The organism is Archangium minus (genome assembly GCF_044360475.1).
In the GTDB taxonomy this organism is placed as follows: Bacteria; Myxococcota; Myxococcia; order Myxococcales; family Myxococcaceae; genus Archangium; species Archangium minus.
Map to the genome: position 1 here is coordinate 12,024,716 of NZ_CP043494.1, position 17,748 is coordinate 12,042,463.

The 17,748-nt window shown below is 67.1% G+C and carries 13 protein-coding genes; 7 read left to right on the top strand and 6 right to left on the bottom strand.

What is annotated here, in order from left to right; all coding sequences use genetic code 11:
- Positions 1 to 58: 58 nt before the first annotated feature.
- The 4 genes from F0U60_RS49370 to F0U60_RS49385 all read left to right on the top strand — a co-directional run bounded on the left by F0U60_RS49370 (position 59) and on the right by F0U60_RS49385 (position 4,280).
- Positions 59 to 571, top strand: a complete 513-nt coding sequence (locus F0U60_RS49370) for a hypothetical protein (protein WP_395811297.1) — start codon at positions 59 to 61, stop codon at positions 569 to 571.
- A gap of 485 nt (positions 572 to 1,056) precedes the next feature.
- Positions 1,057 to 2,247 (top strand): hypothetical protein, encoded by a 1,191-nt coding sequence (locus F0U60_RS49375; RefSeq protein ID WP_395811298.1) that lies wholly within the window; start codon positions 1,057 to 1,059, stop codon positions 2,245 to 2,247.
- A 20-nt stretch (positions 2,248 to 2,267) separates the two neighbouring features.
- Positions 2,268 to 3,230, top strand: coding sequence for a HEAT repeat domain-containing protein (locus F0U60_RS49380; protein ID WP_395811300.1), 963 nt, complete (start codon positions 2,268 to 2,270; stop codon positions 3,228 to 3,230).
- 81 nt (positions 3,231 to 3,311) lie between these two features.
- On the top strand, positions 3,312 to 4,280 hold the full coding sequence (locus tag F0U60_RS49385) for an aldo/keto reductase (RefSeq protein WP_395811302.1): 969 nt from the start codon (positions 3,312 to 3,314) through the stop codon (positions 4,278 to 4,280).
- Here F0U60_RS49385 and F0U60_RS49390 read toward each other — a convergent pair.
- From F0U60_RS49390 to F0U60_RS49400, 3 genes are all read right to left on the bottom strand, one after another.
- Positions 4,277 to 5,248: a hypothetical protein gene (locus F0U60_RS49390; protein WP_395811304.1), complete on the bottom strand. Its 972-nt coding sequence runs from the start codon at positions 5,246 to 5,248 to the stop codon at positions 4,277 to 4,279. The genes F0U60_RS49385 and F0U60_RS49390 overlap by 4 nt on opposite strands.
- A 143-nt stretch (positions 5,249 to 5,391) precedes the next feature.
- Positions 5,392 to 9,468, bottom strand: coding sequence for a hypothetical protein (locus F0U60_RS49395; RefSeq protein WP_395811306.1), 4,077 nt, complete (start codon positions 9,466 to 9,468; stop codon positions 5,392 to 5,394).
- 179 nt (positions 9,469 to 9,647) lie between these two features.
- Positions 9,648 to 9,884 (bottom strand): hypothetical protein, encoded by a 237-nt coding sequence (locus tag F0U60_RS49400; protein ID WP_395811308.1) that lies wholly within the window; start codon positions 9,882 to 9,884, stop codon positions 9,648 to 9,650.
- A gap of 259 nt (positions 9,885 to 10,143) precedes the next feature.
- Here F0U60_RS49400 and F0U60_RS49405 point away from each other — a divergent pair, with 259 nt between their 5' ends.
- Entirely contained in the window at positions 10,144 to 10,308 is a 165-nt protein-coding gene (locus tag F0U60_RS49405) for a hypothetical protein (RefSeq protein ID WP_395811310.1), read from the top strand.
- Here F0U60_RS49405 and F0U60_RS49410 read toward each other — a convergent pair whose 3' ends face one another.
- Both F0U60_RS49410 and F0U60_RS49415 read right to left on the bottom strand, forming a co-directional pair.
- Positions 10,309 to 11,706 (bottom strand): RIO1 family regulatory kinase/ATPase, encoded by a 1,398-nt coding sequence (locus tag F0U60_RS49410; protein WP_395811312.1) that lies wholly within the window; start codon positions 11,704 to 11,706, stop codon positions 10,309 to 10,311. It abuts the gene before it with no gap.
- Between the two features lie 50 nt (positions 11,707 to 11,756).
- Positions 11,757 to 13,331: a phytoene desaturase family protein gene (locus F0U60_RS49415; RefSeq protein WP_395811314.1), complete on the bottom strand. Its 1,575-nt coding sequence runs from the start codon at positions 13,329 to 13,331 to the stop codon at positions 11,757 to 11,759.
- Positions 13,332 to 13,440: 109 nt separating this feature from the next.
- Here F0U60_RS49415 and F0U60_RS49420 point away from each other — a divergent pair, with 109 nt between their 5' ends.
- Positions 13,441 to 14,127: a hypothetical protein gene (locus tag F0U60_RS49420; protein WP_395811316.1), complete on the top strand. Its 687-nt coding sequence runs from the start codon at positions 13,441 to 13,443 to the stop codon at positions 14,125 to 14,127.
- Positions 14,128 to 14,163: 36 nt separating this feature from the next.
- Positions 14,164 to 14,982, top strand: coding sequence for a hypothetical protein (locus F0U60_RS49425; RefSeq protein ID WP_395811318.1), 819 nt, complete (start codon positions 14,164 to 14,166; stop codon positions 14,980 to 14,982).
- Between the two features lie 8 nt (positions 14,983 to 14,990).
- Here the strand turns inward: F0U60_RS49425 and F0U60_RS49430 are convergent, their stop codons facing one another.
- The gene (locus F0U60_RS49430) at positions 14,991 to 17,612 is read right to left on the bottom strand and encodes a GAF domain-containing protein (protein ID WP_395811320.1); all 2,622 of its coding nucleotides are present in this window, start codon (positions 17,610 to 17,612) and stop codon (positions 14,991 to 14,993) included.
- Positions 17,613 to 17,748: the final 136 nt, after the last annotated feature.

The following is a 17,748-nucleotide window of genomic DNA, read 5'->3' on the forward strand; positions in this document are numbered from 1 at the left end:
CCTCCGTCCAGACTCTGCGGCTATGATGGTCCGACTTCCCTCTCCTGGAGACTCCTCGATGAAGCGCTTCGTCATCGTCTTCGACAATGAGCCGGCAGAAGCGGCTCCCTGGATGGCCAGCGCCTGCTCGGCGGCCGGGCTGACCTTCGTGGACAACGACGCCATCACTGACGTGGTCTCCGACAACAAGGACGCCCAGAAGCTCATGCTCCAGGGCGGCCTGCCTCCCGGTGAGAACCCCAAGCTCGCCCCCTTCTACAAGGCCGCGCTCGACAAGGTCGCCGCGGACAAGCCGCGCGTGGGCCTCTACAGCGCCAGCTGGCTGCTCTACCTCGGCCAGGCCGATGGCTGCGTGCTCGACTTCTCCGGCCTCGAGGAGCAGCGCAAGAAGGGCCTCGCCTCCGGCGTCCCCCAGAAGACCGCCGACGAGTATGTCGCGAAGTACTCCGCCCAGTTGCAGGAGCGCGCCCGCAAGGTGCTCCCCGCTGACCGCATCCTCGTGCTCCCCGCCAACGAGAAGGACGCGAAGAAGGCCGAGCTCGCCGCGGCGTTCATCAAGAAGCTCGGGTAATAGCGAGCGAGGTCGTAGGGCATGCCATCCCGAGGAAGCTCGAGGTTGAAGGCTATGGACTGCGTCTGCTGAGCCGGGGTTCATCTGGAGTGGAGGAAGAAGCAAGTGGAGTAGGCATCGCGAGCGGAGGACCCTGGCATCAGGCATGCTGCCAGGACATGAGGATAGCGCCCCTGCTGTTGCACCTGGCCCTGGCCTTGAGTCTCCTCTTCCCCATTGCGTGCGCTACGTCACGGACAGGAATTCCGGACGGGGAGCAGCGACAGGCACGAACCCCGGCAGGCGTTTCCCTGTCCTCGAAATCACCCGCCGAAGTGCCCTCAAGCACGGAGGCACCCGCCGTCATACACCAGCAGCATCAGGCCCTCGCGGGCGAACCCACCTGGGCAGAACTCCTGCCAGTGCTCATCAGCACGATGCCCAAAGGCCAGTTGCGGCTCTCCTTCCCAGCCCCTGCCTTCCCTCCAGGCATGGAGAGGCTGCGTGTGGAGGAGATACGCCCGCTGCTCACTGCCTTCGCATCCTTCCGTCCACAGGTCAGCCGTCAACTCAGGCTCATGCTGGAGCCCCCGGGATTGGTCAACCCGAGCCAGAGGCCCACCCCTCCGTGGGAACTACGACTGCGCGAGGAGTTCTTCTCCCGTTTCGGTCCAGCACTCCTCCCCGTCCCTGCGACCCTGGAGACAAGTCGCCTCACCCTCGCGCTCACACTCTCTACCCGCTACATGGACGACGGTATCCGCGAGGCTGCACAGGAACTCTTCAGCGCTCCGGCATTCCTGGCCAGTCTCACGCTGTCCGTAATGGTGTACTTCGCCGCCTGGCTGGCTCCGGAACCCCTTTTCTCCAAAACCTTCGCGGCCACGCTCACCGTGCGCCTGGCCCTGCTCGTGGGACTGGTGGAACTGGGCCGCCTGGCCCAGGCGTGCATGCGCCTGCACCACGAGGCGGAGATCGCCACCACGCCCAAAGAGTTGGAAGGCGCGGCTGAGCGCTTCGGAAAATCAGTGGGAGGTACGGCCCTGCGAGTCCTGGTGGTGGTGGCCAGTCTCGGTGTCCCTCAGGTGCTTCCCAAAATGCCTGGTGGCGGCCTATGGACCCTCTTGAGCCCTCTGCGCCATGCACCAGCAGGTGGACCCTTGCTGGATTCCATCACCACGGTTCAGGTGGTGTCCAATGGAACTCTCCTCGTTACGGGGGTGGCCGCGGGGACCTCCGCAGTGTCCATCTGTGGCGAACTCACCGCCTGCACTATGGCGGATACAAAAGGGAGTGCTTCGAGCGGTGGCCCGAGGCTCTCCACACGCTATGGTAAACCCCACACCCGGCAGAACCCACCGCACAACGAGGCCATTGAGGAGGAACTGGCCAGGCGAGAGGCGGCTGGACATGCCCACTTGAGGAAGAACAAAGCCCAGCAGGATGCCCGCGGTAGGGACGTCTACGATCCAACTCCAGTCAAGGGCGTGCACTTCCGTAAACCGGATGTCTCCTCGGTCCGGCCGGATGGAGTACGGCAAAACACCAACTACGTCTCCAATCCGAGAGAGATACAGCGTGAGTTGGATGCCTTCGATTCCATGCTCCGGGCGGATCCGTCTGCCATCCATGAGTTGTACCTGCTCAATGGAACCCTGGTCAGACGCTATATCCCTCCTGGAGTGAGCTTCCCATAGGGCGGAGGTTGGACCGAGCCATGATTCCCCCACGATTCCAGGACGAGTTGATCGACGCGGTCCATGAAGGGGATGAGCTCCGGGCGCGAGGGCTCGTAGCCCAGCTTGCCGTGCAACCTCGACAGGCGAGAGCCATCCTGGAGGCCATGCTCGCAGCCCCCGATGCACTCGTGCGACAAGCAGCGGCATTCGGTCTGGGTGAACTTGGCGGCAGAGCCAGCGCCAAGCGTCTGGAACAGCAACTTGCTCTGGAGGAGGCTCGGGGAGATTACGATGGCGAGTCGGTAGTGGAGGCCATCACCCGAGCACTGGGACGCATTGATGACGCAAGCGCACGGGCAAGCCTGATGCGAAAGCTGGAGCGCCTGGCGACAGGCCCGCAGGAGTCCTCAGACGTGGGGACGGTGGTCAATGCACTCTGGAGAAAGCGCCACCCGGAGATGATCCCAGCCGTCCGACGGTGCCTGGAGCGATTCGACCCATCAACCTCCAAGGTCCTGCAAGGACTGCTCGTACTTCTGGAGAAGACCCCCGAGGAAGTCAGCACGTGGGCCGGAAACCCTTCGGTGCCCGTGGCGCACAAAACGGAAGTACTCACGGTACTCGACGCGGAGCTGCCGGATGCGCTGGCAGCAACCCTTCCCTCTTTCATCTCCGCGGCCCACGCCCTGGCGGAGACGGCCGCGCGGCAGAACGGTGAAGCCTCGTACTACTGTGACCGCCTGTTCACCCTGCTGCTCCTGTACAAAGAGCGAGTCCTCCCCGCGCTCCCCAAGGAGGCTCGAGCCGAGCTGCGAGACCTGACCCGGACACTGGTCGCAGCGACCGCTCCCAATTGCTCCCTCCGAGCCGCCATCCTGCTCAAGCTCGTTGGGAGGCCAGAAGACGCCTCGCTCATCGAAGCACATCGCCCAACAGAACCGGTCCTGGCCAAAGTCTTCGATGACGCCGCACGAACGCTTCGCGGCCTACAGGAAGAATGAGCCTGACGCCGTTGCCCTCCGCAGCAAAGCGCGGGAGATTGCCCGCTGGCCCTCTGATGGGGGCATCAGGAGGAACACACGGTGGAGCGTCGAAGACTGGGGCGGTCGGAGCTCGAAATCTCCGCCGTCGGGTTGGGGTGCTGGCAGTTCTCCGAGGGCTTCGGCCTGGCGGGTGGCTTCTGGGAGGCGCTGCCGTCCGAGACGGTCCAGGAGATCGTCGATGCGTCGCTGCGCGGCGGCATCAACTGGTTCGACACCGCCGAGGCCTATGGCAACGGCCGCTCGGAGAAGGCGCTCGCCGCCGCGCTCACGAGCCTGGGCAAAAAGCCCGGTGACGTCGCCGTCGCGACCAAGTGGTTCCCCTATCCCTTTCGCGGCGCCTCCAGCATCCGCAACACCATCGACGAGCGGCTCGCGTGCTTGAGCCCCTTCCCCATCGACCTGCACCAAATCCACCAGCCCTTTGCGTTCACCACGGTCGCGGCCCAGGCCCATGCCATGGCGGACCTGGTCCAGGCGGGGAAGATTCGAACGGTGGGCGTCAGCAACTTCTCCGAGAAGCGCATGCGCGCGGCCCACGCGGCGCTCGCGGCCCGGGGCATCCCGCTCGTCTCCAATCAGATGCAATACAGCCTGCTCGATCGGCGCATCGAGTCCAATGGCGTGCTCGCTGCCGCCAAGGAGCTCGGCATTACGATCATCGCGTACTCGCCGCTCGCGCAGGGCCTGCTCTCGGGCAAGTTCCACGATGACCCCACGCTCATCCAGAAGAGCGTGGGCCCGCGCAAGTACCTGCCCAGCTTCCGCGCCAAGGGGCTCGCGCGCAGCCGCCCGCTCATCGACGAGCTCCGGAAGATCGCCGCCGCCCACGGGGTCACCGCCTCGCAGGTCGCCCTCAACTGGCTGATCCACTTCCACGGGGACACCGTGGTCGTCATCCCCGGCGCGACGAAGCGGCGCCACGCCGAGGAGAACGTCGGGACGATGGGCTTCAAGCTCTCGCAGCAGGAGCTGAACCGCATCGACGAGCTGTCACGCTCGTTCCGTTAGAAGAGCCGCCAACCCACCTCGAGCCAGGCCATGGGCGCCTGGTAGCCGAGGCGGTAGTGGTCGCGCCACTCGTAGGCGCCGCCCAGGGACACACGCACCCGGGACAGGTCCAGGGCCAGCCCAAGGCCGGCCCTCGCTCCGCCGCCCCCCGAGTCCATGGTGTAGAGCAGCGGTCCACCCGTCGCATAGACCTGCAGGCCGTAGCGCGGATTGGGCGCGATGAGCGGATAGGCCAGCCGCACGTCCGCCATCAGCAGGAAGACGGGCGTGGAGGTGCCCACGGAGGAAGCGAGCGCCGTGAGGCCCACGCCTCCCCGCAGCCCGTGGATGAGGTGCACCGTGCCCTGGGCGCTCACCCCCAACAGCGGCAGGGGGAGCGATCTCTGGAAGTCGGCCTCGCTGTGAACACCGGCGTACAGCTGGAACGCGCCGAAGAGGGGAGGCTCCGCGGGCTCACTATCGACAGGAGCAGGCGTCTCCGCGGCCGGCGGGGGCGTGGCCTCCGCCAGCGCAGCCTGCTTCGCCGCGGCCTCGGCAGCAGCAGCGGCGGCAGCGGCCTTCTCGGCCTCGAGCCGCTCTCGCTCCGGGCAGTCGATCCGCAGCTTTTCGAAGAGAGCGTCCTGCTCCGCGGAAGGCTTGGCGAGCGGCAGACTGGCGAGGGGCTCCAGCTTCAACGCACGGCAGAAAGCGTCTTCCGCTTCCGGGGTCTTCGCGAGGCTCTGGTACAGGACGCCCTGCATCAGCGCGACCCATAGCTGCTCCTCGGTGCCGAGGTTCTCGGTGCACTCGGGCGTGGAGAGCTCGGTGAGGGCGGCATCGTACTTCTGGGTGGACGAGAGACGGGCCACCTTGCGAATGCAGGCGTTCTTCGTCTTCTCGGGCAGGGTGACCTTCATCGCCGGCGCGGCGAGGGTCGGAAGGGGGAGGAAGGGGACCAGGGTCAGAACAGCCGACAACAAGCGCTTCATGGTGATGGTACTCGTGGCAAGGCGCCCCCCAGGGCGATTGAAACCCGCCGACACCATACACCCAGGAGCCCCCGCAGCGGCACAGGGGGCTCGACCCTCTCCGGTGGAGGGGAGGCTCAGGCCCTCCCCCCGGTGGAGCTCCCTCAGGCGCCGATGAGGCCCTTCTGGAATTCGCTGATGTCTCCGATGAGATCGGCCGCTCCCTTGATGACCTTGGCCGTCCCGAGCACGATCTGCAGCGGGCCCGTGATACTGTTCAGGCCCGGTATCACCCCGGCGATGTCCAGGCCCAGCTGGCCGGCCGTCAGGGCGATGTTGAGCGCGTCCTTCGGGTCCTTGTGCAGCTCGTCCCACAGGTCCTTGGCGCTGCCAATGGCGCTGCCCGCGCTCACGATGTTGCCCAGGAGGGGCACCGACTTGAGGCCCGCCTTCGCCGCGAACTTCGTGGCCTCCTTGGTGATCTTCTCCTTGAGCTCATCCGGCAGCGCATCCACGAACCGGCCGAACATCCGCGTGAGGTTCTCAATGCCCTGACTGCCGAACGGCAGCTCCTGGCCCGCCACCTCGAAGTGGTCCCCTTGCGTGAGCAGCGCCCCACCCGCCTGGGCAATCTCGTTCAGCGCCCCGCCGATGTCACCGCGCGCCAGCTTCTCGGCCGCCTCGAACAGGTTCGTCACCGCGCCCGAGTCCACCATCGCCGCGTTCAGCTCGCTGTCCGCGAACAGCTTGCCGAGGCTGCCCGGAATCTTCGACAGCGAGTCGAGGAACGCCTTGGCCGCCTCGGGGGCCGTCTCGGCGATGGCCTTGCCCGTGGTGGCGATGCCCGCCACGAAGCCACTGAGGTCCCCACGCTGCAGGGCGCCAAACGCATCGCCCAACGCCTTGCCCACATCGTCGTTGCCCAGCAGGCTCGCCGCCGCGACGAGGGTGTCCTTGGCCCACTCCGGCACGCGCAGCTTGTCTGCCAGGGCGCCCACCATCCGACCGCGGAGATCCGGCGGCACGTCCGCCAGCGCCTTGCCGAGTGACTTGAGGGCCTCGCCTGGCTGGCCGCTCGCCAGCTGCTGGCCGGCCTGCATCACGTCGAAGATGGTGCCGCCCAGCGACGCGATGTCCTGGCCGTTCTGGATGCCGAACGGCGCGAGCTTCTCCATCAGGCCCGCGTTCTTCGCCAGCGCGTTGCCCGCCGCCGTGGCCAGCTTCTCGTTGGTCAGCAGCTCCTTGGTGCCCTGCACCAGGTCGCCCGACATCATCTTGTCGAAGGACGCGTGCAGGTCCTTGTTGGTGACGAGCTCGTGGACGAAGTCCTTGTCCGTGAGCAGCGACCTGGCCACGCCCGCGAAGCCCTCGTCCGAGAGCTTGCCAGCCGTCGTGGTGATGGCCTTCTCGATGATGGACGGCGGCATCTTGCCCGCCGCGTCCTTGAGGCTCTTGAGCGCGACCTGGAAGTCACCCTGGCCCAGCGCCTGGCCCGCCTTGAGCAGGTCCGGCAGCGCACGGCCCGCCTGGATGAGCTCGGACGGGGTGATGCCCAGGCTGTTGATGTTGTTGCGCAGGCCCTCGGGCAGCTTGCTGACAAGCCGCTCGCCAATCTTGTTCAGCAAGTCCGGCGACGCATCGGCCGCCTTGCCCAGCGCGGTGATGCCGTCATCGAACTTGCCCTCGGAGAACGCCTTCACCGCGTCGAACAGGTGCGGCGCGGCCGCGCCCGCCTGGAGCAGGTCCTTCGAATCCAGGCCCGCCTTCGACAGCATCTCCTTGACGCCCGGATCCTCGCTGAGCGCCGTGAGCGCCGTGTCGCGCGCCGCGTCGTTGCCCAGCAGCCCACGCAGGCCCTCCAGGCGCGTGGACTCGTTGAAGAGCTTGCCCACCTGCGCGTGCAGCTCTCCATTGGTGACGACCTGCTTGAGGAACGCCTCGTTCGTCAGCAGCGTCTTCACCGCGCCAAACTGGCTGGGCAGTTGCTGCGCCAGGCCCTTCAGCGCCTGCGCTGAGAGGTCCGGTGCGGCGATCGCCGCGTCCTTCAGGCTGTTGAAGGCCTTGCCCCAGTCCCCCTTGCTCGCCGCATCCACCGCCTCATACAGGTGCGGCAGCGCCGGGCCCGCCGTGCGGATCTGCTCCGACGTGATGCCCAGCTTCGCGAACTGGTCCTTGACGCTCTGGGGCAGGAGCTTCTCGAGCTTCTGACCCAGCTTCACCGCCAGCTCCGGCGCGGCCTCCGCCGCCGCCTGGATGTCCGCCAGAGCGCCCTTCACGTCCCCCGCGCGAATCTTCTCGGCGGCATCCAGCAGCTTCGGCGCAGCCGCGCCCATCCCCACCAGGTCCTGCGGCTCCAGGCCGACCTTCTTGAGCGCGTCCTTGATGCCCGGGTCGTTGCCGAGCGCCGTGAGCGCCGTGTCGCGCACCTTGTCGTTGCCCAGCAGCCCGCGCAGGCCTTCCAGGCGCGTGGACTCGTTGAAGAGCTTGCTCACCTGCCCGTGCAGGTCCCGATTGGACACGACCTGCTTGAGGAAGGCGTCATTCGTCAGCAGCGTCTTCACCGCGCCAAACTGGCTGGGCAGCTGCTGCCCCAGGCGCTTCATCACCTGCGCCGAGAGGTCCGGCGCGGAGATCGCCGCCTCCTTCAGTCCCTCAAGGGCCTTGCCCCACTCGCCCTTGCTCGCCGCGTCCACCGCCTCGTACAGGTGCGGCAGCGCCGGGCCCGCCGTGCGGATCTGCTCCGGCGTGATGCCCAGCCTGGCGAACTGGTCCTTCACACTCTGGGGCAGGAGCTTCTCGAGCTTCTGACCCAGCTTCACCGCCAGCTCCGGCGCGGCTTCCGCCGCCGCCTGGATGTCCGCCAGAGCGCCCTTCACGTCCCCCGCGCGAATCTTCTCGGCGGCATCCAGCAGCTTCGGCGCAGCCGCGCCCATCCCCACCAGGTCCTGCGGCTCCAGGCCGACCTTCTTGAGCGCATCCTTGATGCCCGGGTCGTTGCCGAGCGCCGTGAGCGCCGTGTCGCGAACCTTGTCGTTACCCAGCAGCCCGCGCAGGCCTTCCAGGCGCGTGGACTCGTTGAAGAGCTTGCCTACCTGGTCATGCAGCTCGCCGTTGGTGACGACCTGCTTGAGGAAGGCGTCATTCGTCAGCAGCGTCTTCACCGCGCCGAGCTGGCTGGGCAGTTGCTGCGCCAGGCCCTTCAGCGCCTGCGTCGAGAGGTCCGGCGCGGAGATCGCCGCATCCTTCAGACTGTTGAAGGCCTTGCCCCAGTCCCCCTTGCTCGCCGCGTCCGCCGCTTCATACAGGTGCGGCAGCGCCGGGCCCGCTGTGCGGATCTGCTCCGGCGTGATGCCCAGCTTGGCGAACTGGTCCTTCACACTCTGGGGCAGGAGCTTCTCGAGCTTCTCGCCAACCTTCTCGGCCACACTCGGCGCGGCTTCCGCCGCCGCCTGAATGTCCGCCAGAGCGCCCTTCACATCCCCCGCGCGAATCTTCTCGGCGGCATCCAGCAGCTTCGGCGCGGCCGCGCCCAACCCCACCAGGTCCTGCGGCTCCAGGCCAACCTTCGCCAGCTGCTCCTTGATGGTCTTGTCGTTCCCCAGCGCGCCCAGCACCGCGTCGCGTGCACTGTCGTTGCCGAGCAACTCGCGCAGGGCTCCCGTGTCCGCCGGGTTCTTGATCAGCTTACCAATCGAGGCGTGCAGCGCGTTGTTGGTGACCAGCGCCTTGGCCACCTTCTCATCCGTCAGCAGCGACTTCGCCGGACCCTCGGGCAGGTTCTGCGCCAGGCCCCGGATGGCCTTCTGCGCCACCTCGGGCGCGGCCAGCGCCGCGTTGCGCAGGTGCTCCAGCGCCTGCTCCGGGTGCCCTCCCTTCACAGAATCGGCGGCCTTCTTCAGGTGCGGCTGCGCCGCCTGCCCCGCCTTCTTGAGGTCATCCTCCGTCAGGCCAATCTTCGACAGCGCGCTCGTATCCGGAGCACCGGAGGACTGCGCCGCCACGGGCGCCGTGGTGGACCCCAGCCGCTGCGCCTGCTGGCCGCGCTGCGCCGACGTGGCCTGCTTGCCGCCTTCAAAACCGTCCCCCCCCGTTCGCCGCGGAGTCGCCTCGTTGCGTCTCGTGGGGCCCTGAGCACCTTTCGCGGTCGTCCCAGACGGGGTCTTCACCGTGTTGGCGGGCTTCGGCTCCGGCGGCTTCGGCTTGTTGTAGGACTTCGGACCACCGGTTTTGTCGATCGCCATGAATGGAATCTCGCGAAGGCCTCGCGTCTCCTCTGGGGTGCGCGCGGCTCGGGGTATGTCAGGGGAGCTCCCTGCTTTCAGATTATCGGACTTGTAGATTTCTAGTTGCGCGGGTCCGATTTCCGGATCACCCGGCCCCACCGGAGCACCCACCCCGGCGGGGCTCTTGACGCGAGGCGTCAGGGCTTGGCGTTGGGGTCGAGGCCCTTGTTCACCGCCTCGATGGCTTTCTCCGTGAGCTCGATGGCCTTGGCGCGGTGGCCCGCCTTGTCCTCAGGGGCCGTCTTCAGCGAGGCCAACGCGTAGCGCAGGTGCACGAGCGCCGCCTCCAGCTTGGGCTGCTTCTCGGCAAAGGCCCGCTGGGTGAACCCCCCCAGGACGAAGGCAACAGCGACAGCGATGACGGTGCGACGCATCAGGAGACTCCCGCGAGGAAGGGTTGAACCGCGAGCCCATCATCCACGAGCCCCCGTCAACCGTTCCACAAGCCGCCTGTAGGAACTTCAGGCTTCAGGGAGGGCAGTCACACCTCGGAGCAGCTCCACGTGCATCGCCCAACGGAAGACAGGGGGCTTGGCGCGTCCAGCGCAGAACAAACCCTGTAGTTCCGCCAGGAGTGGCTCGGCAAAGCCTTTGCAGAGGGCCCCAGGCGAAGCTTTCTAGAGGGGGTGCGCGATGCGCGGAGTCATCACCAGCCGTGAGGTGCTCGAGAACCTCGGTCTCATCTACCGGGAGTTCGGCGCCGCCTGTCTCCTGCGCTGTCTGTGGGTCATCCTACGCGGGCGCAGCACCACCTTCCTCGAGGTGGCCTGCCAGCCCGAGCCGGACCGCTACCGCTAGCTAGGATTCGTCGTCCGGCTTCGCCGGGGATGGAGTGGGAGCCACCGGAGTCTTCTGCACGTAGGACACCTGCGGACCACCACCCCCCCGACCCTGACGCGGCCCACGCCCGGCTCCGCCGTCCCTCCGCTGCTCCGGAGGACGCCCGCGCGGGCCCTGCTGCTGACCCCGCTGCTGCTCCGAGGGCCTCGCGCCCTGCTCCCGCCACGGACGCTGACCGTCTCCGTTTCCTTCGGGAGAACGCTCGCCCCGAGGACGATCGCCACGTGGAGGACGGTCTCCTCGAGGACGCATCTCCCGAGGACCCTGTGACTCCGGGGGCCTCGCGCCCTGCTCGCGCCACGGGCGCTGGCCTTCTCCGTCCACCCGAGGCGGGCGCTCACCCTGAGGACGATCTCCTCGCGGGAAGCGCTCACCCTGAGGACGGTCTCCTCGCTTCTCGAAGCGCTCGCCCTGGGGCCGGTCCCCGCGTTGCTGGAAACGCTCCCCCTGGGAACGGTCTCCCCGCTGCTCGAAGCGCTCTCCCTGGGGACGGTCTCCTCGCGGGAAGCGCTCGCCCTGGGGACGGTCTCCTCGCGGATGTCCTCCGCCAAAGCCACCGTCCGAGCCATTGCGCGGACCCGAGAAGCGGCGATCGCGCGGCCCGCCCTCGCCCTGGAAGCGCCCCGTGGGCACGAAGTCCGGCGTCAGCTCGCGCTTCACGTACGCCCGCCAGATTTCGTGCGCATCTCCCGAGCGCGAACGCAGGCTGGGGTCCGTCGCCTCGAAGTAGCGGCGCAGGTTCTCGATGTCGCGCTTGAAGAAGAACTCGGCCTGGCTGTTGGCCGCCGCGTCCACCACCTGCGGGAAGTCGATGATGGTGGCCCCGCGGTTGCCCAGCAGGATGTTGAAGGCTGACAGGTCCCCGTGGATGAGGTCGCAGCACAGCATCCGGATGGCCTGGTTGCGCAGGTCGAAGTACAGCGCCGAGGCCTCCTCGGGCGTGAGCGCGGCCTCCTCCAACCGCGGCGCCGGGTGGCCCTCGAGGTCCAGCACCAGCTCCATCAGCAGCACGCCCTCGTAGAACATCACCGGCTTGGGCACGCAGACGCCGGCCGCGTACAGCTTGCCCAGGGCGTCCGCCTCCGCCGTCTTCCACGCATCCTCGGCGGCCTGCACGCCGAAGCGGCTCCCCTTGGCGATGGCCCGCGCGGTGCGGCTGTTGCGCACCTGCCGGCCCTCCCGGTAGCCCGAGTTGTTGCGGAAGTTGCGGTGCTCGCGCTCCTTGTAAATCTTCGCCGCGACGACCTCGCCGCCGTGGCGAACAAGGTACACGTCCGCCTCCTTGCCACTTTTGAGGCGGCCCACCACCTCGTCAATCACACCATCGGTCAGCAGGACTTGGAGCGCTTCGTTCATTCGTTCGCGTGTCGGAAGTCCCGGAGTCCTACCACGTATTCCGGGCGACCTCAGCCTACACGAGCAGTGGGCTCGGCCGCGCCCCCCTCGACCGGTGGAACATACGGCCAGCCGGCCAGGGGCCCCTTTCCTGCCTCCCGGGACAGGTAATCCGCCGCAATATTCGCGCTCTCCATGATGGTGAGCAACCCGCTCCCCGGGTGTGTCCCGCCTCCTACCCAGTACAGCCCCTCGACGCTGGGGCTCTTCACATGTGGGCGCAAGGGGCCCAGCTGCGTCCAGTTGTGCGACAGGTTGAACACCGCGCCCCGGAAGACGTTGAAGTCGTCCCGCCACGTCTCCGCGGTGAAGTAGCGCTCGGCCCGGATGTGCTGGCGCACCCCCTTCATGCCCACCTTCTCCAGCATGGCTGGAATCCGCTCGCGCATCGTGCGCTCCGTGGCCGCCCAGTCCACCGGACGCGAGGTGTTGGGCGTGGGCACCAGGACGTAGAGGGTCGAGTGGCCCGCGGGCGCCCCCGACTTGTCCGTCACGCAGGGATTGCAGACGTAGAAGGGCGGGTCCTCGAGGTCCAGCTCCTGGTCCTCCAGGGCCGCCTTGTCCGTGCGCCGCGCGCTCTCGGAGAGGTAGATGAGGTGGTGGGGCAGGTCGTCCCAGACGCGCTCCAGCCCGTAGTAGGCCATGAAGGTGCTGCACGAGTACTTCGCCCGCTCCAGCGCGGCGTCCGTCAGCCGGGTGCCGGCGCGAGCCTCGGCGGGGACGAGCTTCTGGGCCGCATAGGGCAGGTCCGCGTTCACCACCACCGCGTCCGCCTCCAGCCGCTCACCGCCCTTCAGCCGCACGCCCGCCGCTCGGCCATACTCCACCAGCACCTGCTCCACCGGAGCGCCCAGGCGGACGGTGGCCCCCAGGTCCTCCGCGCACTTCATCATCCCGCGCGACAGCGCCCGGAAGCCGCCCTCCACGTGCCACACCCCGAAGGCCAGCTCCAGGTAGGGGATGATGCTGAACACCGAGGAGCACGTGGTGGGGTGCAGCCCCAGGTACTTGGAGGGATAAGAGAGGGCGTAGATGAGGCGGTCGTCGTGGAAGTGCTCGTTCAGGTGGTTGTAGAGCGTCTGCCAGGGCTTGAAGCGCAGCGTGGGCAGCAGCCGCCAGGGCGCGTAGTAGGCGAGGCTGTCGGCGTGCGTCGCCATGAACTTCTCGTAGGCGAGCGGGTACTTCTGCCGGCTCTCCTCCAGCCAGCGGCGCAGCGCGGGCCCCTTCTCCGCGCCGAACTTCGCCACCTCCCGCTCCATCCGCGCCACGTCGCGCGTGGTGTCCAGGTGCGTGCCGTCCCAGAAATGCACCCGGGTGTTGGTGTCCAGCGGCACCAGCTTCACGTAGTCGGAGATGCGCTTGCCCGCGCGCTCGAAGATGCGCTCCAGCACGCCGGGCAGCTGCATGATGGAGGGCCCCGTGTCGACGGCGTACTCGCCCCGCTCGCCCAGGGTGAGCCCCTTCATGCGCCCCCCGGGAATCGGCTCCTTCTCCACCACCGTGACCTTCAGGCCCAACCCCGCCAGGTTGATGGCCGCCAACAGGCCCCCGGGTCCCGCTCCCACGACGATGACGTGACGTACCATGGTGCGAGGAGGATGCCCGAGCGCCGCGCGGGTTTCAGCGCTCCTGGCGAACAGGCGTCTCCTATAGGTATAGGCTGGTCCCCATGTCCGGAACGAAGCGGTTCGCCAGGTGGCCCCTGGGTCCACTCCTCCTCGCCCTGGGGTGCTCATCGCCCCGGCCCGTCGAAGGCGTCTGGCGCCCGGGGCCCGGGGAGGATTCGGAGCACATCCCGGGACCGATGAAGAACTTCGGACCGTTCGACGCCTACGCGGAATCCTCTCCAAACCCAACGCCACCGTGGGCTACCTCCAGGACTTGAATCCCGAGTTGGCGGCCCGGACGGCTACCGAGTACTGCGCTTGGCTCTATTACACGCCGGAGCACAAGTACGAGATGAGCATGCTGACGGACCTGGCGAAGCTGGATGATCTCGTGGCCAACAAGAAGACCTGTTTGCTTCCCACGTTCGTGAGCGATCCGCGCTACGAACGAGGCGAGATCAAGTACATCTTCGCACTCCACAATCACCCATTTGGCTCGAGGCTCTCCCCGGTGGATCTTCGGTTCATCGAGCAGCAGGCAAGCATTCACGATTGGGAAATCAACCCAAAGAACAGCAAGGTTCGACTTTCAATCATCGCCTTCTTCTCGAACTCGAAGGACCCCGCGGCCCCCAATTGCGATGGCTTCCATCAGTACATTCCCGCTACGCGTGAGCTCATGACGTGGAGCCGAATAGATGGCTATTGGGAGAGGACAGACTACGGAATCGTCAGTTGGATCAATGACAAGACCTACCGACTCAACAAAATATAGACAGCCTTCCGCCGGAATCCACATCGAGGGCACTTCATGACACCAAGAAAGCTGATGTTCGTCACCACCATCGCCCTCTCGAGCTGCGTACGGAAGCCGGAACAATTCTCGACCCCAGCGGGACGCGACAGGTCCATCATCTTCCCCCTGTCCGTTGGGGAAGGCCTTGTTGAGGTGGAGGCGCAAAAAGCAACCTATGACCTGGATGGCGAAGTCATGAAGGCCCTGATGGTTGCCGCCAATGACTACATCCCTCCCGGTATCCGCAACCCACCGTGCTGGGCCCGACATGAAGCACTCACCTACCGATTCACCCGCCGGGAGGACATCATCTTCGTCTACATCGGTGAGAACTTCGAATATTGTGACCGAAAGCTCAGGCCGATTCACTATGGCGCGAAGTACGCGATCAGCAAGGATGGCCGTATCCTCCGGCGCGTCATTGATGGTTTTGATGAGGACGATCACGTCTGGAGCCTGAAAACACCCGATGGTGGGACGGTGACAGTCGTCACGGAATCGGCAGACAGCCCGGACCTGGAGGATTTGGACAAACCCGACAGTGGAATCCTGAAAATCACCACGGACCCCGTGAACATGCCGGATGTAATGGTCATCGAACCGCTCCAGGACTCCAAGCCAATCAGAGAGGGCAATGGAATCGTCCCAGGCATGTCAATGCTGCCATTCGAGGGTTCGGCGGGCCCGGTGGAAGCGGAGCCAGGAGTCATTCCGTTCGTGACGATGCTCCCACCCGATTCTGGGTACACCTGGGAGTATCGGGACGGCGGTCTCGTTGCCGTGCCCCTGGAGTCCGCCCCAGCCCTGGATGGGGGCACTCCCGACGCTGGGTAGGTGAAGTCTCAGTGCCCTCCCTGCCCGACCGGGCGCCGCGGCAGCCTCACCGTGAACGTGGTGCCCTCTTGCTCCGTGGAGCGCACCGCCACCGTGCCCCCATGCGCCTGGACGATCTGCTCGACGATGTAGAGTCCTAGCCCCAGCCCGGCGCTAGAGGATGAGGGGTGTTCTTCCTCCGCGAACCGCCGGAAGGGCTCGAAGATGGACGCGAGCCGCTCGGGCGGAATGGGCGGACCCTCGTTGTGCACCTCCAACCGGACGGTCCCGTCCTCCCCATGCAGCACGATGTGGACTCGCGTCTCCTCGGGACTGTAGTCGAGCGCGTTCTTGCCCAGGTTGACGAGCAGCTGGGTGAGCCGGTCCGGGTCCCACTCCCCTCGCAGGTCCCCCTCCATCTCCAGCACCACCTCCCGCCCGGGACGCCCCGCCTCCAGCTCGTCCACCACCTCGCGGCAGAGTGCGCCCAGCTCCAGCTCTCTCGGGCTGATGGGAATGCCTCCCCCCAACCGCCCTCGCGCGAAGTCGAGCAGGTCGGAAATCATCCGCTTCATGCGCTCGGCGCTCGTGACGATGCGGCGCACCCCCTTCACGTGCCGCTCGCCCAGGTCCTCCAAGCGCAGCAGCGCGTGAGCAGACAGGAGGATGGCGTTGAGCGGGTTGCGCAGGTCGTGCGAGACGATGCTCATGAAGCGCTCGCGGAACTCCGCTGTCCGGCGGAGGTGCTCTTCCGCACGCTTCTGCTCGGAGATGTCCACCACCACTGACCCCAGCCCCGAGGTGGTGCCGTCCTCGTCGTGAACCGGGTAGTAGCTGGCCAGCCAGTGCCGCCTCACTCCAGGCAAGGCGGGAGTCTCCCCCGAAATCTCCACGTCCATCACCGGTTGCCCCGTCTCCAACACTCGGTGCAGGAGGGGCTCCACTTGGGAAGCAACGTCCGGTAGCACCTCGCGCAACTTCTTCCCCAGATGCTCATGCGAGGGCAGCCCATTGATTCGGGCCAGGCGCTCGTTGAGGCGGACGAAGCGCAGCTCTGTATCCCAGAAGCCCAGCCCCACGGGGACCGTCTCCATGATGGCGTCCAGGCGGGACAGGGCCACCTGAACGGCAGTACGCGCCCGCAGCTCCGCGTCGTAGAGGCGCCCACGCTCTAGCGCTTGGGCACATTGGCCGGCGACCACGAGCATCCACGCTCGCTCGTCCTCGGGGAAGGGGTGCCGCCTGTAGAAGGACAGTCCGATGGCACCCAAGGCCCGCCCTTCCACCCAGAGCGGCAGGGCGGCGAAGGCGTCGTAGTCCTCCACCTGGGGGTGCCCCTTCCACTCCGGATATTCCACCAGGAAGGCCTCGCGGGACTCATAGAAGACGGGGGCTCCCGTGCGCACCGCCTCGCGGAACATGACGCGGGTGTCGGAGGGGAAGTGCTTCCACTCGCGCAGCTCCTCCTCGAGGTAGCCGGTGGTCTCCAGCAGGTCGAACCACCGTCCGTCCTCCGACAGCAGCCCGAGCGAGCCGCCCGCCGCCCCCAGCGCCCGCACCGCCTTCTCCACCACCACGTGGGCCACCTCGGTACTGGTGAGCGCCTGCGACAGCGCGGCTGTCACCTCCTGCAGGCGGGTGGTGCGCGACTCCTGCTCTCGCAGCCGCGCCAACGCCCGCTCGGTCTGCTCCCGCGCCTGGCGCTCGCGCGTGGCCAATTGCGCCTGGAGGATGAGGACGGTGGCGCGGCCCACCATCGCTCGGAAGAGGAGCATGTCCTCTTGGGTGAACTCGAAGACGGTGCGGCTGCCCATCATCGCCACCCCGAGGACCTCCTCCCCCTGCATCAACGGCACCCCATAGAGGCCCCGCGTGCCCTGACTCCGGAAGACCCCCGCCTTCACTTGAGGGGCCGTGGCCGCCGAACGCAGCGCCATGGGACGCCGCTCGGTGGCGATGCGTCCGCAGAAGCCCTCGCCCAGCCGGATGCTGAAGCCGGAGGTCACCAGCTCCTCCAGCCCCACCGAGGCCCTCGCCCGGAGCAGGTCCCCCTCGCGCAGCAGCAGCGTGACCGAGTCCACCACCGTGGTGGACTCCAGAATGACGCGCAGCAGCTTCGGCAGGAAGACGTCCAGGTCTTCCGTCCCGAGCGCCGCCTGGGAGATGCGCTCGAGGACCTGGAAGGTGCGCTCGCGCGCCCGGGCATGCCGGGCCACAGCGGCGGCCACCAGCTCATCGAAGGCCCCGTTGAAGCGCTCTAGCTCCCAGAGGAGCGCGGCCAGCTCGCCCGGAGCAGTGCGCTCGAGGTGCTCGGCGTAGAGCCGCAGGATGCTGGTGCGCAGAGCCGAGTACTCGCCCGAGGCCTCCTCCAAGTCGTAACCTAAATCCAACCGCTCCAGTGCATCGAGCTCCGGCGTCTCTGCGAGCGCCCCATGCTCCGCCCCCTGGTGGAGCGCTTCCATCATCCCCGCCATCCGGTCGAGCAAGAGCGGGAGGTGGGTGCCAAGCCGGGGATAGGGAAGGCCCCGGGTGCCAGGCAGCAGGCGCACCGCTCGCTCCCAGTGCTCCAGGATACGTGAGCGGTGCTCCCGGATGAACTCGTGCAGATGCAGGCGCCCCGAGGTCTCCAGGGTTGTTGGATGCTCCGCCATGCCCTGAAGATGGAGCCGCTGCCATTCGTGAGGCGCCCACCCTCCGACCCACGCCCGGCGGCTCCCTCCTAGGGGGGGCCAGCACTCCGGGCCATGCACCTCTCGCGCACCGACCAGGCGTGCAACCGCAGAGGTC